Source organism: Mycobacterium sp. IDUB_37, assembly GCF_055419245.1.
Map to the genome: position 1 here is coordinate 266,179 of NZ_JBVAXG010000002.1, position 14,305 is coordinate 280,483.

16 protein-coding genes and 1 pseudogene are annotated in these 14,305 nt (G+C 63.9%); 4 read left to right on the forward strand and 13 right to left on the reverse strand.

The window, feature by feature from the left end; all coding sequences use genetic code 11:
* The first annotated feature begins 63 nt into the window (after positions 1–63).
* Both ACZY1I_RS07795 and ACZY1I_RS07800 read left to right on the forward strand, forming a co-directional pair.
* Positions 64–846, forward strand: coding sequence for an enoyl-CoA hydratase/isomerase family protein (locus tag ACZY1I_RS07795; RefSeq protein WP_463753778.1), 783 nt, complete (start codon positions 64–66; stop codon positions 844–846).
* A 14-nt stretch (positions 847–860) separates the two neighbouring features.
* On the forward strand, positions 861–2,153 hold the full coding sequence (locus tag ACZY1I_RS07800) for an acyl-CoA dehydrogenase family protein (RefSeq protein WP_463753779.1): 1,293 nt from the start codon (positions 861–863) through the stop codon (positions 2,151–2,153).
* A gap of 81 nt (positions 2,154–2,234) precedes the next feature.
* On the opposite strand, the gene ACZY1I_RS07805 is transcribed toward ACZY1I_RS07800, so the two are convergent.
* The 5 genes from ACZY1I_RS07805 to ACZY1I_RS07825 form a co-directional block, all read right to left on the reverse strand.
* Entirely contained in the window at positions 2,235–2,588 is a 354-nt protein-coding gene (locus ACZY1I_RS07805) for a type II toxin-antitoxin system HicB family antitoxin (protein ID WP_463753780.1), read from the reverse strand.
* A gap of 109 nt (positions 2,589–2,697) precedes the next feature.
* A complete protein-coding gene (locus ACZY1I_RS07810) occupies positions 2,698–3,669 on the reverse strand; it encodes a phosphotransferase family protein (RefSeq protein WP_463753781.1) in 972 nt (323 codons plus the stop codon).
* Complete coding sequence (locus ACZY1I_RS07815; protein ID WP_463754341.1) at positions 3,657–4,442, reverse strand: SDR family NAD(P)-dependent oxidoreductase; 786 nt, start codon at positions 4,440–4,442, stop codon at positions 3,657–3,659. The genes ACZY1I_RS07810 and ACZY1I_RS07815 overlap by 13 nt, the downstream gene beginning before the upstream one ends.
* On the reverse strand, positions 4,439–4,744 hold the full coding sequence (locus ACZY1I_RS07820; RefSeq protein WP_463753782.1) for a ferredoxin: 306 nt from the start codon (positions 4,742–4,744) through the stop codon (positions 4,439–4,441). Before ACZY1I_RS07820 ends, ACZY1I_RS07815 begins: the two co-directional genes overlap by 4 nt.
* Complete coding sequence (locus tag ACZY1I_RS07825; protein ID WP_463753783.1) at positions 4,741–6,036, reverse strand: NADH-ubiquinone oxidoreductase-F iron-sulfur binding region domain-containing protein; 1,296 nt, start codon at positions 6,034–6,036, stop codon at positions 4,741–4,743. Before ACZY1I_RS07825 ends, ACZY1I_RS07820 begins: the two co-directional genes overlap by 4 nt.
* 37 nt (positions 6,037–6,073) lie before the next feature.
* Between ACZY1I_RS07825 and ACZY1I_RS07830 the strand changes: the two genes are divergently transcribed.
* A complete protein-coding gene (locus tag ACZY1I_RS07830) occupies positions 6,074–6,547 on the forward strand; it encodes a hypothetical protein (RefSeq protein WP_463753784.1) in 474 nt (157 codons plus the stop codon).
* Between the two features lie 5 nt (positions 6,548–6,552).
* Here the strand turns inward: ACZY1I_RS07830 and ACZY1I_RS07835 are convergent, their stop codons facing one another.
* The 4 genes from ACZY1I_RS07835 to ACZY1I_RS07850 are packed head-to-tail and all read right to left on the reverse strand — an operon-like array spanning position 6,553 to position 10,154.
* Positions 6,553–7,419 (reverse strand): alpha/beta fold hydrolase, encoded by an 867-nt coding sequence (locus ACZY1I_RS07835; protein WP_463753785.1) that lies wholly within the window; start codon positions 7,417–7,419, stop codon positions 6,553–6,555.
* A 15-nt stretch (positions 7,420–7,434) separates the two neighbouring features.
* The gene (locus ACZY1I_RS07840; protein WP_463753786.1) at positions 7,435–7,827 is read right to left on the reverse strand and encodes a Rieske (2Fe-2S) protein; all 393 of its coding nucleotides are present in this window, start codon (positions 7,825–7,827) and stop codon (positions 7,435–7,437) included.
* A gap of 1 nt (position 7,828) precedes the next feature.
* Positions 7,829–8,974 (reverse strand): amidohydrolase family protein, encoded by a 1,146-nt coding sequence (locus ACZY1I_RS07845; protein ID WP_463753787.1) that lies wholly within the window; start codon positions 8,972–8,974, stop codon positions 7,829–7,831.
* A gap of 22 nt (positions 8,975–8,996) precedes the next feature.
* On the reverse strand, positions 8,997–10,154 hold the full coding sequence (locus ACZY1I_RS07850; RefSeq protein ID WP_463753788.1) for an amidohydrolase family protein: 1,158 nt from the start codon (positions 10,152–10,154) through the stop codon (positions 8,997–8,999).
* A 236-nt stretch (positions 10,155–10,390) separates the two neighbouring features.
* Between ACZY1I_RS07850 and ACZY1I_RS07855 the strand changes: the two genes are divergently transcribed.
* Positions 10,391–11,059, forward strand: coding sequence for a hypothetical protein (locus tag ACZY1I_RS07855; RefSeq protein ID WP_463753789.1), 669 nt, complete (start codon positions 10,391–10,393; stop codon positions 11,057–11,059).
* On the opposite strand, the pseudogene ACZY1I_RS07860 reads toward ACZY1I_RS07855, so the two are convergent.
* The 4 genes and pseudogenes from ACZY1I_RS07860 to ACZY1I_RS07875 form a co-directional block, all read right to left on the reverse strand.
* Positions 11,050–11,959 (reverse strand): annotated as a pseudogene (locus tag ACZY1I_RS07860) (NAD(P)-dependent oxidoreductase). The gene ACZY1I_RS07855 and the pseudogene ACZY1I_RS07860 sit on opposite strands and share 10 nt — an antisense overlap.
* The gene (locus ACZY1I_RS07865) at positions 11,956–12,342 is read right to left on the reverse strand and encodes a carboxymuconolactone decarboxylase family protein (RefSeq protein WP_463753790.1); all 387 of its coding nucleotides are present in this window, start codon (positions 12,340–12,342) and stop codon (positions 11,956–11,958) included. Before ACZY1I_RS07865 ends, ACZY1I_RS07860 begins: the two are co-directional and overlap by 4 nt.
* A gap of 87 nt (positions 12,343–12,429) precedes the next feature.
* Positions 12,430–13,566, reverse strand: coding sequence for a phosphotransferase (locus tag ACZY1I_RS07870; protein WP_463753791.1), 1,137 nt, complete (start codon positions 13,564–13,566; stop codon positions 12,430–12,432).
* A gap of 91 nt (positions 13,567–13,657) precedes the next feature.
* Complete coding sequence (locus ACZY1I_RS07875; RefSeq protein ID WP_463753792.1) at positions 13,658–14,278, reverse strand: TetR/AcrR family transcriptional regulator; 621 nt, start codon at positions 14,276–14,278, stop codon at positions 13,658–13,660.
* Between the last annotated feature and the right edge of the window lie 27 nt (positions 14,279–14,305).

Here is a 14,305-nt window from a genome sequence, read left to right on the forward strand (position 1 = left end):
AGGCCCGTTATACGAATCCGAGAATTACGTTATCATCCTGGATAAAGGACGGGTGGAGAGCCTTTGAGCGCGAAGACGTTGGTTCGAGAGGCGCCGCGGGTGGGTGTGGCGTTGATCCGCCTCAGCCGTCCCGAACGGTTGAACGCGATCAATGACGAGATGTTGGCCGAGCTCACGGCCACATTCGCCGCGGTGGCGGCCGATACGTCAGTGCGCGTCGTCGTCCTCACCGGCGAGGGTCGTGGCTTCTGTGCGGGCATCGATGTGCGGGACTTCGGCACCGGAATTCCGGCCGCCGACGATCCGGCCATTGACCGGTTGCGGTTTCAGGAGGCGATGGCCGCGATACCGCAGGCGATCCGGGGCCTGCCGCAGCCGGTGATTGCGGCGGTCAACGGCCCGTGCGTCGGTGCAGGCTTGGCTCTATGCTTGGCGGCTGACATCCGGATCTGTTCCACGACAGCGTCATTCGGTAACGCCGCGATTCTGCTGGGTCTTTCCGGTGCGGAGATGGGGATGAGCTATCACCTGCCCCGAATCGTCGGGACCAGTGTCGCCGCGGACTGGATGCTCACCGGCCGCACGGTATCCGCCGAGGAAGCGGACCGCCGCGGGTTGGTGAGTCAACTCATCGAACCCGACCAGTTGGTGGAAACCGCGGTTGAATTGGCCAGTCGTATAGCCGATCTCACGGCGCTCGGTGTCCAGCTGACAAAGCGAGCGCTACAAGTGAATACCGACGCTCCGAGCCTGGCGCCGGCACTCGAGCTGGAAAATCGAAATCAAGTGCTGAGCCATGCCACCGACGAGGCAGCGGCGCTGCGGCAGCGGTGGTCGGGGCACTAAGAGAGGATTAGCCTGTGGCGTGGGACTTTTCGACTGACCCGGAGTGGGCAGAGCAACTTTCCTGGGTAGAGGACTTCGTGCGCTCCGAATGTGAACCCGTCGATCTGCTCGTCAAGGAATCGCATGACCTCAACGACCCGGTGCGCCAGGCGTTGATTCCGCCGCTGCAGAAGATCGTCAAGCAGCGCGGGCTGTGGGCCACTCACCTGGGTCCGCACTTGGGTGGGCCCGGCTATGGCCAGCTGAAGCTGGCGCTGCTCAACGAGATCCTCGGCCGATCCGAATGCGCACCCATCGTATTCGGCTCGCAGGCACCGGATTCCGGCAACAGCGAGATCTTGGCTCATTACGGAACGCCCGAGCTCAAGAAGCGCTATCTCGAGCCGTTGCTCGACAACCGGATCGTGTCCTGCTTCTCGATGACCGAACCGCAGGGCGGTGCCGACCCGAAGGTGTTCACGACGTCGGCGGTCCGGGATGGTGACCAGTGGATCATCAACGGCGAGAAGTGGTTCTCCTCTTTCGCCTCGATGGCGTCCGTCCTGATCGTCATGGCTGTGACAGACCCTGAAGCCGCTCCCTACGAACGGCATTCGATGTTCGTGGTTCCCGGTGAGACACCCGGTATCAACCTGTTGCGTGACGTGGGACTGGGATATCAGCCCCTCGGCGGTGGCCGCGAAGGCTACGTGCGATACGAGAATGTGCGGGTTCCGGCGCAGAACATGCTCGGTCCGCGCGGCGGGGCCTTTGTGGTGGCTCAGACCCGGCTGGGTGGCGGACGCATCCACCATGCGATGCGCACCGTCGGTCTGGTGCGCCGCATCTTCGACATGCTCTGCGAGCGTGCGGTTTCCCGGTACACCCAAGGTGACATGCTCGGCAACAAGCAGCTTGTCCAAGAGATGATCGCAGATTCGTGGATGGAGATCGAGGCGTTCCGGCTGTTGACGTTGCAGACTGCGTGGAAAATCGATCAGCACAACGACTACAAGGCCGTCCGCGCCGACATCTCTGCGGTGAAGGCGATGATGCAGAAGGTCTTGCATGACGTGTCGGCCCGCGCGCTGCAGGTGCATGGTTCGCTGGGCACCACCCACGAGATGCCTTTCGTGCAGCATCTGGTCGAGTCGTTTGTCCTCGGATTAGCGGATGGGCCAACCGAAGTGCACAAGACCGTGTTGGCACGGTTGCTGCTCAAGGACTACAAGCCGGCTCCCGACCTGTTTCCGTCTGAACACTTGTTGCGGCTGCGCGAGGCCGCGGAGAAGAAGTTCGCCACACAGCTGGCGGGGTTACGGGTTTGATATCGCCGGTGCTATCGCATTTGCGGATCGTCTAATGGTCCGCTGGCGGTGGCTAACGTGACTGATCTGATTGGCGTTGCGTCAATCGAAGGGGAACTCTCCGAGGCTGGCCAGAGGGCGGCCCGAAAGCTGCTGAACTATCCACTGATTCATGGAGACCCCCTGTTCCTGTGCTTCGATCGCCAGGCGGGTGTGCAAATTAGTTGAAGTCCGGACGACGAAGGTGCCGCTGTAGCTGCGCTCGGTCAGTGACGCCGGAGCCTCTACGCCGCTGTCCCTCAGCTCGTCCAGGTGCCTACCAACAGCCTCCGTCACCAGGGCGACTGCTCGCGTCGCATCGGTCGCACGTTCTTTCAGGAAAGGAAACTCGAGGCACAAGCCGATGTACTGGTTCTCGTCGGGAGACCATTCGGCGCGGAACGTGTAATGGTTCATGCGGGACTTGATAGCACGAGACCTGCATTACCAACAGTCACACCCGTCACCGCCAGCGGACCATTAGGCGATCGGCAATTAAGATATCGCCCGCGATATCAGTCAGCCGCTACCCGCGCTGACCGAGCAGAGCTTGAGCTCGAGAAAGCAAGTGCGGCAAAACGTTCGACATCGCCTCCAGCTCAGCGTCGGGTTCCGTGCGCCGGCGGTTGTGTTTGACGATCAGCGCCCAGGTGGCCACCGACTTGAAGCAAGCCAGTGCCTGAAACCACGGCAGGTCGGGCACCTCTCGGCCAACCGCGGCCTGATAGATGTCGGCCAACTCCTCGGGGAGCGGCGTCATCCCCAGGTATGCCGAGGCGCGCCGGTAGGTGTCTGGGTCACTGTTGATCAGGAACCAACCGACGTCGACGCGCGGATCGCCCAATGACCATATCTCCCAGTCGATCACGCCGGCTATCTGGTTCCCGTCGGACAACAAGTTGCCCAAACGGAAGTCGCCGTGAACGACTGCGGGGGAGAGCGGCTCAGGGGCCGAGTCTCGCAGCGTCGCGGCGATATCGCGCCACCCCGGCGCCAGCCCAGGATCCACCGTCTCCAGCGTTCGACACCAACGTCCGACCTCCTCTTCGACGCCGACGACAGGTTGAGCGTCCAGTCCGACGTCCGCAGGCTGAATGCGGTGCAGTTGAGCCAATGTCACCGCGGCACTCTGAAATCGCTCGGCCACAACTGCATCCGCGCGGACTGCTGGATCGAACAGTGGTTCGCAAGAGCTTCCATCGATCCAGGACATGACGAACAACGGTGGTGCCTCGGGCGGGTTACCGGGGTCCTCCCGCAACACGTCGGGGACCGGCACCGGAGTCGGGCCGAGTGCCTTGATGACCTGGGCTTGGCGCAGCACGTCCCGATGTCGCGTCGGTGCCACGCCGGGTGGCGCTACCTTCACCACGGCGCGCTGTCGGTTCAGCTGCCCGGCAAAGGTCAGGCTGGATGCGCCACCGGTCAACGGGCGAAGGCCGGCGATGTCAGGCAGTCGGCCGCGTAGCTGATCGAGGAGTTCGGTCAGCTCAACCATCCGATTTCGCGCAGGAAGGTTTGGGTGTGTGCGATACGCCCCGTCATCGACTTCGCGTCACAGGTGCACAACTCCAGCGCCGTCTGAGCGATCAGCTCGATGTCCTCGGTATCTGTCTTGGCAAGGTCGAGGCTGCCCGCCCCTGGCGTCGCGACCGGTTTGGAGGGTGCGGCCGCATTGACCGCGATGCCGTCGTCATACAGTTCTGCCGCAAGGCTTTTGGTGAGTCGGTTCAGTGCGGCCTTGACGGTTCCGTAGATGCCGAACCCGGCGCTGCGGTCGAAGGTGTCGAAAGGAGGGCCGGGCGGGAGGTCCCCGCCGACCGACGTCACATTCAACACCCAGCCCTGGTGGCGCTCCCGCATGGCGGGTAGAGCCAGTTGCGTGAGGTGCAGCGGTGCAACGACATGCATCTCCATCATCAGGTGCACCCGTCGCTCCGGAAACTCGTCGAGAGGTCGCAGGAACGTGACGGCAGCGTTGTTGACAACGATGTCCGGGGCGCCGATGCGGTCGACGACCTCGGCGAACAAGCGTTGGCGTTCATCAGATCTGGACAGATCCGCCTGTATCGCGATCGCCGAACCGCCGTCTCCGGAGATCTCATCTAGCGTCTCCTGCAGGGAACCTTGGTATTTCGGGTCGGGCTCCAGGGTTCGCGCGGTGAGAGCGACGGTTGCTCCCTCGCTGGCCAACCGCTGGGCGATCGCCTTGCCCAGGCCCCTGCTGCTGCCGGTCACCAGCGCGGTACGGCGGGCGCATCGCCCGGTCAACGGGTGAAGCCCCACTGTGCTTCGTTCGACTCTGTCTTGAGGTGTTCGGCGGGGTCCTCGTCGGTGACCGGTTCTGGGTGGGTGACTTCGGGCTTCCGGGCACCCCACTCGGTGATGGCGTGCACCGGGCAGTCCAGCAGGGCGCGCATGACCGCGTCGCGATCACGTTCAGGCACATCGCCTTTGGCGCCGTCACCGGTCAGTGATGCGTATCCCCAGTCGTCGAGCGAGAAGTATCCGGGTGCATGTTTGGCGCACAGGCCGAAGCCGTCGCACACGGTCCGGTCCAGGCGGATCTTCATAGTTGGCTCACCGTCGCCTGGTAGGGGCGATCGGCACGGAACGCGCCCTGGCTGCAGTCCGGGCAGGTGCCGGCGAGATGGTGGTCGACCTCGAGAGGGAACTCGTCGAGCAGAGTGGCAGCGACATTGGTGGCCGCGTCCAGCGTCGCGCATGCTCCCCGTCCACGTAGCACGACTGACCATCGACGCAGGCGGTCGAGATCCTCTGCGGTAGCCGCAGAGTCACGTAACGCCCCGCCGACCGCCGCCATCGCGGCCGTTCCGTTGAAACACGATCCGCACTGCCCGGCGTTCTCGCGATCGAAGTAAGCGAGCACCGCCGCCGCGACCGCTACCGGACAGTCGTCGGTGATCAGCGAGATCGCGCCGCAGCCCAACCCGCTGCCGATCCCGCGCATGGTCTCATGGTCCAGGGTGGTGTCCAGCACCCGGCGATTGACCAAGCCGGCGAAGTAACCGCCCATCAGCACCCCGCGTATCTGCTCACGCGAAACTCCATGCAGTGCAAGCAGTTCAGTGAAATGCAAGCCATGGGGAAGCTCGTACAGGACGGCCGGCCGGCCCGCCCCGGTGATGGTGGCAAGGAAGGTGCCGGGCGATACGTCTGTTCCTTGCGACCGGAATTCCTTGGCGCCGTGGCGTTGCAGGTAGGGCAGGTTGGCCAGCGTCTCAACGTTGCTCACCAGCGTCGGGCGATCGCCGACACCCGCTTCGAAGGGGCGTGGCGGTTTGTCGGTGGGCTTGGCGGGGCCGCCGTTGATCGCCTGGACCGCGGCCGTTTCCTCGCCGGCGACGTATCCGGGCGCCACCGACCACACGTCGATACTCAGTCCAGGCGGAGCGTCAGCGCCCAGTTCATCGAGTGCCAGTCTGATGCTCTGCTCCGAATCCGGTTCGGACACATAGACGTATGCGCGATCGGCGGCCACGATCGTTGCGGCCGACAGTAATCCGTCCAGCACCAGGTGCGGCCGATTGCGTAGCAGCCAGCGGTCCTTGAACGAAGCCGGCTCTCCCTCTTCGCCATTGGCGATCACCACGCTGCCACCGGCGACTTGCCCGTTGTCGCGCACCGTACGAAGCTTCACCCCAAGGGGGAAGGCCGCACCGCCACGACCGACCAACCCGCCGGCTTCGACTTCGCTGAGCAGTGCGTCGGGGGCGGTCAACGGCAGGTACCCGCCCTGCGCGCGATAGGCCGCGATGTCCTCCCGGGTGTGCTCAGCACGGAGTAGCCGAGGCGGGCAATCGGAAAGTGCGACTGCCCTTAACGCGGTGTCGGTGGCTTCCATCGATCAGCCCCCGTTCGTTGCAGTTAGGCTTGCCGGCATGCGGACTGCCGTCGTGCGGGTCAATGTCGATCCGGCGGGCGCGCTCACCGGGGAGCAATTACGTGAGGGCATGGGAGTGCTCCTCGCACTCATCGGCGAGGCCAATGCCGACGTCGTGGACAGCGACCTCATTGCCATGCCGGTGCATCGCCGGGAGGTGCAGTTGCTGATCGCCGGTGATGATGCCGAAGACACCAGGGTCGCAGCAGTTGAGTTGTGCACCAAGGCATTCAAGGTCGTACCCGTACCCGGTGTGGTCACCTTCGTCAGCAGGGGAACCGACGACGACGCCCGGGGCGTGCTGTCCGGCTTCGGGCTGACCGGTGAGGTGGTTCGCGAGATTGATGACGATGGCTTCGACATCATCTATGTCACGCTGCGCGAAGCCGACTTGGAGCGTGTTCCCGAAAGCCGGATCCATACCGCGCTCGAGGCCTCGCTCAACTGCGAGGTCCACATCCGCACCGAGTGACGCCGTCACGAGCTGAGGAACTCCAGGATCGGGGGTGCAGCCTGCACCCAGGTGTCGAACATGTTGAAGTGCTTGACTCGTCCCGCCGCGCGATCCTCGGAGGCGCGCTCCCAGGCATCCTCGGGCCAGGGTGGGTCGATCAGCTTGGATCCCTTGATCAGGCAACTGACTTCCAGCGACGTACGTTTGGGGTGATCCATGTCGTTCTCGCCGCCGCGGATGATCAACGTGGGAATCTTTATCCGGTCGAACATTTCGTCCTCGACGCCCGGAATGGTCTGTCCTGGTTTGGAAACGAAGGCGTTGAGCCAGCGCAGCATGACCTTGAGGAAATCGTTCTTGTCGAAATCGAGAAAGCGCTGCTCGTTGGCCGGGTTCTCCGCAATGCGCTCGCGCCATTCCTGCACCTTGACCACTGAGTCCATGCCGGTGCCGCGCACGGCGAGAATGCTCGGAACGATGTAGAAGGAACCCAGGACGAAGGTGCCGTAAATGCCGCCGACGATATTCCATACCACGAGTTTGGTGACCAGTTCCGGGTAGAGCATCGTGGTGAGCATGGAATCCCTTGCGCCGCCGGAGCCTCCGGCCAGGATGCAGCGCTCGAAGCCCAGACCCGTGACCAGTTTGTGCAGGGTTTCGGCGCGCATGTGCGACTCGCTCTGCCCGTAGAACTGCACATCGGAGGCGCCGCAGTTGGGTCGGTCCCACAGCAGCACCCGATAGCCGCCGGCGGCGAGTGCGTCAGCGAGCGGACGCAGCCCCTCGATCTCCTTGCTGAACCGGCCGCCGGGGGTCAGGGCGATGAGATCGCCTGAGTCGCCGACGATTTCGTAGACGACGTTTCCCCCGTTGATCTCGATAGAAGGCACGCAATTCTCCTGTTGTTAGGCCATAACCAGAACGTCACTGCCGACCACCCGGACCGGATAGGTACGAATGCTCCACTCCGGCTTGACCGCAGTGGTGCCGGTCGCCAGTTCGAAACCCCATTGATGCCAAGGGCAGTAGATGTATTCGCGGTCCTGCACCATCACTGCGTCACCGGGAGCGCTCTCGTCGACGACGGTGCGTCCCCGGGCGCGGCCCGAGCACAGCGGGCCGCCTTGGTGCGGACAATAATTCGCGATCGCGTAGAAGGATCCGTTGACGTTGTAGACACCCACACCGTGCCGGCCGATCGGCACCAGCTTGTGCGTGCCCGGCGGGATCTCGTCCACCGTCGCGACAACATGCTCGCGACCCTGGGCGAGGCGGGGCCGCTTGACTTTTTCTTCCAACTCAGTGGACCCGGACTTGACCCTCGAGCACCGGCACCGTCTCCGGCAGGTGATACGTCTCGATGCCGTTCTTGAACATCACCGCTTCGCGGGCGTGCTTGGGCAGGTGTTTGACCAGCCACCGCGGATCGTCGAAGGTCCAGTGCGGGTAGTCCGAGGAGTACAACAGGATCTTCTCGCATTCCATCCACTCCAGCGCGCGAGTCAGTTCCGTCTTGTCCTCGGGATAGTCCAGCGGCTGCGTGGTGAACTTGATGTGGTCCTTGACGTACTCCGAGGGCTTGCGCTTGATGTCCATCCGGGATTTGCGCGCCTCGTAGATCGAGTCCATCCGCCACATCAGCGGCAGTATCCAGCTGAACGCATGCTCGACGAACACGATGCGCAGCGTCGGGAACCGATCGAAGACGCCGTCGAAGACCAGGCTCATGACCTGGTTAGCGGCCAGCAACGAGTAGGTCACCATGAAGTCGTGGTTGTAACTGGGGAAGCCGACGGGCGGGATCGGCAATTCCTCGAACTGGCTGCGGGATAGGTGGCAGCTGACAGTGATGTCGTGCTTGGTGGCCGCGGCCCAGATCGGGTCATATTTCGGATTGCCCCAGGACGGCCGCGGCTCCGCCTTGATCAAGATCTGAGCCATGTAGGGATGTCCGGCCCAGCGCTCGATTTCCTGCACGGACGCTTCCGGGTCCTCGATGGCGGCGCAGATGGATCCCCGCCACCGCTGGTGCCAGTTGTTGTGGCTGTCCAGCCAGTGGTTGGCCTGCCAGTCATTCAGCGCGACCGACATGGCGTGCTGGGCCTCCGGAATACGCGCCGGATAGGCCGCCGGTTCCAGGATGGCGATGTCGGAACCGGCTTCCATGATCAGCTGACGGAACGCCATGTCAGGGTCGCTGCCCGGGAACTCGTTGTCCGGCGGGAAGGCGTCCACGCGCATGGCGTAGGCGTGTGCGTAGTCGGGAGCGTCGTAATAGATCTGCTCACCGACGTTGCGAGCCAGGAAATACTTGCTGCGCCAAGGCTCCGGGATGTACTGGGTGATCTCACCCCGTTTCGGCGTCGGGTGCACATCTGAGTCGACGCACCGGACGGCTATGCGCTCGGCGGCGGGGACACGTTCATGCATGTGGGTCAGCGTCATCGTGGTCTCCCTTGCTCAATACTCATTCTGCGCCCAGCTCAGATAGGGCACTAGGCCGATGGTCGCGACCCGCTGCGCCCGGCTGCGCCGCGCTTGCGATCGCGACGGACGAAACGTCAATCCCATAGAGGTTTGCCGCGTTGCGCCAGCACAGCTTGTCGCGCTGTTCTTCGGATAGAGCCGAAGGCAGTTTGCTGATGTCAGCGCACTGCCAGTGCGGGTAGCTGGAACCGAACATCACCATGTCGTCCTTGCCGGTGAAGCCGAACCACTCACCGGCGAACTCGGTGTCCCCGGGACCGTCGAGGCTGCCCTGGATGAAATGCACGTGGCCGGGCAGGTAGTCGCTGGGGATGCGCGGTGCCCACGGTGTCTGCTCGAGGTGCGGCCGCCCGAACGTGTCCATTCGCCAGATGAACGGTGTCAGAAAGTCGGCTGCGCCGTCGGCAAAGACGAACTTTAACGTCGGCCAGCGTTCGAAGACACCCTCGGCGATCATGTTCATCAAGTGGTACAGGTAGTTCAGCGCCATGAAGCTGACGTACTGCTCGTAAGTCCGGGTATTGCCGGACGGGGTGGGTGGGTAGGCGATGCCCGAGCCGGACTCGATGTGCACCGCAACCGGGAGGTCCGCCTCGACGGCCGCCTCCCACAGTGGCCAGAACTGCGGTTTGCCGTAGACCTCGCGGGATTGCAGCGGGACCCCGATCTGCACGACCCTGGGGTGGCCCCGCCACTTTTCGATCTCCCGCAGCGCGCCGGCGATGTCGTCGGGGTTGACCCGGATGGTGCCGCGGAACCGGTCGCCGAACTCTTCAGACTCAAGCCAGCGCGTCACCAACATCTCGTTGCCCGCGGCATGCAGCGCGCTACCGAGGTGGCGGTCCGGCATGATCCCCCGCCCCATTGGGTGCAGCACCGCGATATCGACGCCGCGCTTCGTAAATAGTTCGTGCCCAACGATTTCCGGGCTCGAGCCGGGATATTCGCGATCCGGGCCTTCGGAGTTGGGCGTGTACTCGCCGCCGGGCGCCCCGTACCAGTCCATCTCGTAATCCGGGAACCCGCGGCTCTTGTACGGCTCGCGAAGAAACTTCCGCAGGTCTCGGTTGGACGGGAAGAAGATGTGCACGCTGGCGTCGATGAGCGGCGTGCGTGTCCCGTCAGCATGTTCGATCACGAAAGCCACCCTCCGGCTGCGGCAGCGTGAGTAAGCCCGGCCGGGCCATATGATAGACAATCTAACATTTTGCCCGTCCGCCCATCAACAGATTTCCGGTAAGCATTTCAGTTAGTCATCTGTCCTGGTACTGGCGATTTTGCTGCCCTTGTTGCAAGCGTTGTTCTTCAATCCGGATAATAGCATTCTCACACTTTGTGAGCAGGCCGCTGGGCCCGCTGGATACGATTCCGCGCGTGAACGTCGCGACAATCGGGCTGGTGCGCTGGACCGGCCTGCAGTTCGCAATCGGCGCGGCTCTGTTCGCGCTCGGTGTCCTACTCTCGGTGCTGCCGAAATCGCCACCGCTGCTCGCCGCGGTGACCTACGCGATTGGGGCGGTGTTCTTCACCGCCGGGGCGATCCTGCAGTTCCTGTTGGCTCGACGCGAGCTGCCGGAGGCCGAGCGGAGGTGGCTGCCGGTGCGGGCTTACACCGCCGACTGGCTGGCCGCCGCGAGCCAGTTGGTGGGAACCGTGCTGTTCAACGTCAACACCGTGGACGCGGTCCTGACCATCGGGGCACGCCCGGAGTTGGTCGATGCCGAGGTGTGGGTGCCTGACGTACTGGGATCGATAGCTTTCCTGGTCTCGTCGTCCATAGCGATAGTTCCCGAGGTTCGAGAACGGCGGCTTCGCCATGTTGCGGACGCCGCGCGTCGCATCGCCTTGCTGAACCTGGCTGGCTCGATCCTGTTCGGCATCTCAGCCCTGAGCGCCTTGGAGCTGCGCTCCGGTACCGACGTCAGCCTGGTGTGGGCGAATGTTGGTACGTTCTTCGGCGCCCTCTGCTTCCTTGTCGGCGCATGGCTTTTCGGTTGGCCCCCTGGTAACCGCGAGGCGCACGAGGGGTCAGCTCAGTCTTGAGGAATCTGCCCTGATCGCGCGCCTACCGTGACGCCCGCCGCCCTCTCGAACTGCTTGATCACCGTCGTGAAATCGGACTCGGGACCTTCGTCGAGGGCCGCTACCTCCCAAAGCCGGCCGATCGTATCGGCGATCTCGACCGGCACGCCCAGCGCCCTGGCCTCCTCGAGGTAGAGCCGCACATCCTTGACCATCAGGCCGGTGGCAAAGCCGTAGTCGAAGGTGCGCGGCAGGATCGCGCGAGGGAACTTGTCCCGGCTGGCGCTGGTGCCGCCCGACCCGGCGTTGAGCACCTCGATCATCACGGCGGGATCCAGACCGGCCTTGACGCCCATCACCACCACTTCTGCGGTCGCGGCCAGTACGTTGGCCGCCAATATGTTGTTGGCCAACTTCATCGTCTGCGCGGCGCCGGGCTTGTCGCCGACGTATACGGGTCGGCCGAGCGTCTCGAGTGCGGGACGGATCGCGTCGAATCCGGTGCGCGGGCCGGACACCATCAGGGCGAGCGCACCGCGTTCGGCACCGCCCACGCCACCGCTGACCGGGCTGTCCATGGCGACGATGTTGTGTCGTGCAAGACGGTCATGGATTTGTGCCGCCGTCTGGCTGCCGACGGTGGACAGGTCGACGTAGCGCTGCACCTGGGAGCCGTCGATCACTCCTGTTGAAGCCCGTCGCCACCGCAAGCGAGACAGCGGGCGTCGGCAGACTCGCGAGGACAGTCTGCGTGCGGTCGGCCACGTCCTTCGGCGATGTCGCGGCGCGCGCACCGAGCGAGACGATGCGGTCCAGAGCCGGGGCATTCGTGTCGAAGGCCACCACATCGTGACCGGCCTCGACGAGTCGAGATGCCATGGGAAACCCCATGTTTCCCAGGCCGACGAAGCCAAGTTTCATTGGCGATCTTCGTCGAGTTCGGCAAAGATTTCGCCGGCGGTGCGGAAGCTGTCGACGGCGGCCGGCACGCCCGCGTAGATGGCGACCTGCAGGAAAACCTCGCGGATCTGCTCGCGGCTGACCCCGTTGGTCAACGCGGCCTTGATGTGGGTGCGCAGTTCATGAGGGCGGTTGAGTACCGACGTCATGGCCAGATTCAACATGCTGCGCTCTTTGCGGCTCAGGCCGTCGCGCCCCCACACCGCTCCCCAGCAGTACTCGGTGACCAGATCCTGCAGGGGTTTGGTGAAGTCGTCGGCCTCGGCGAGTGCCTTGTCGACATACTCCTTGCCCAGGACCTCGGAGCGGATTTGCCGACCTAGCTGATATGTTTCGCTGTCCAACGTCGTGCTCCCTTACGGCCGGGTCTGTTTCTCAGCAGTTTATGGTGCTCGGCGCATCGGCTGCCAGACAGCAGTAACCGGCTGACGTCAGAGTGACTTCTTCAGCGCGGCAACAGTTTCCAGGTCATCGAGGGCAGCGACGCCGCGGCGCAGGCCTTCCATCGCGATGTCTTCGACCTGCATCCCGCCCATCCCCGCGGTGATCAGCGAGGCCACGTACGCGTACAGCGCGCCTTGCCGGTAACGCAGCCAGAGGTCGTCGCCGTCCAGCTTGGGACCGCCGGCTGCGGCCAGCGAGTGTCGGTACCGATCCAGCAAGTCGCGCTGCGCGGTGCGGCGGTCTTCCGGTGTCAGGCTGGTGATCAGCGTGTAGGCCAACTCGCGGCAGGGATGGCCGCGCCGAACGGCCTGCCAGTCCAGCAATCCCGCCGTGCCATTGCGGAAGTAGACGTTGCCAGGGTGAGCATCGCCGTGCATGACGGTGTGTGGGGGAGTGTCGATCAGGGCCGCGACGGCGCGGTAGTTGTCGGCGATGAAGCGACCATTCTCGACCGGTATGTCGGTGCGCTCGGCAACCCGCTTGATCGAGGTGTTCATCAGCGCGCCCGTCAGCAACGACGTGACGTCGCCCGACGGCGTGTAGAGCCAGCCGAGCGGTCCGCGCCCATCGGCGGGCAGGCGACCCCAGAAGGTGGCGTGCAGCTTGGCCAGCAATTCCACGATCAAGCCAGCCTGATCAACGGACAAGGGGTGCAGGGTGTCGGGAAACTCGCATGTCTCGGTAGGCAGGACTTCCAGCAGGATCAGGTAGCGCCCGGTCCATTTGTCGAATGAGGCGCCATAGGCCTTCGGGACGCCGGTGAGTTCCGGGGCGAGTTGGCGGTAGAACCGAACCTCGGTGTGCCCGAGTCGGCCGAGTTCCCCCATCAATCGGGTGGCGGCGGTCTGCGCCGCGAGCTTGACGAACACCGTTTCGGGGACATCGTCTCCGGTCAAGGCCAGACGCGCTCGCGACGAGGTCCCGGCGTCGGAGTCGAGGACGCGAACCGACTTCACGGGTGTCCCCATGACGTCGGACAGCACGCTCGCATCGAGTTCGTCGACGGTGCGTGGCAGTCCCGCCCGGCTCCCGACCGCGGCATCGGCGGTAACCCGTCCCACACCGCGGCCCAAGTGCGCTGTCAGTCCGATGGCCGAAATGGCTTGGCCTACGAATGTTTTCACAGTGGTCCGTTCTGATTGCCTGACGCAATCGCGACGCTGCCGCACAGTTCGAGCAAGGTGGCACAAGCTTATAAGATCAGACAATAATACGCTATTGTCTGATCTGTGGCACCAGGGCCCGCACCAGGAACTGCTCGACGAACTGGCGTTTGTCGCGTGCGGAGCGGTGCCGCCAGGATGGGGTCAGCAGAAACAACGTGGTGGTGTTCAACCATTGAACGATCCAGCCGGGATCAAGATCGTCATAGAGGCGGCGCGCGGCTTTCCATCGTTGCAGCAGCGGCCCATAGTGACGCAGCAACAGTTCCACGATGGGTTGCGAACCCAGCTCGAGTGCTGTTGTCACGGCAGTACTTTCGGTATCGAACAGCGCTTCGTTCAGCGGATCGCCCTCCACCGACTCCACTCGCGCCAGCACCATCTCGGGCAGTGAACGCACCGGGTCATCGGGATGGCGCAGTGAGCTCACCAGCTCGTCGAGGGCCACGTCGACACGTGCCAGCATCAGGCCCAGCAACACTTCGTCCCGGCTCGCGAAGTAGCGGTAGACGGTGGACCGCGACACACCAGCCTCGTCGGCCACTTCGGCCATCCGGATCTGCGAGTTACCGCGGCGAACGATGCAGCGACCCGCGGCATCCAGCAGCAACCTCTTTGCCTCGTCGTCGTCGAGGATCGCTCGGTCGTCGCCCCATCGCCGGCTGGGTTCCATGCCGCGATGCTAGTCGACGCCACTGCG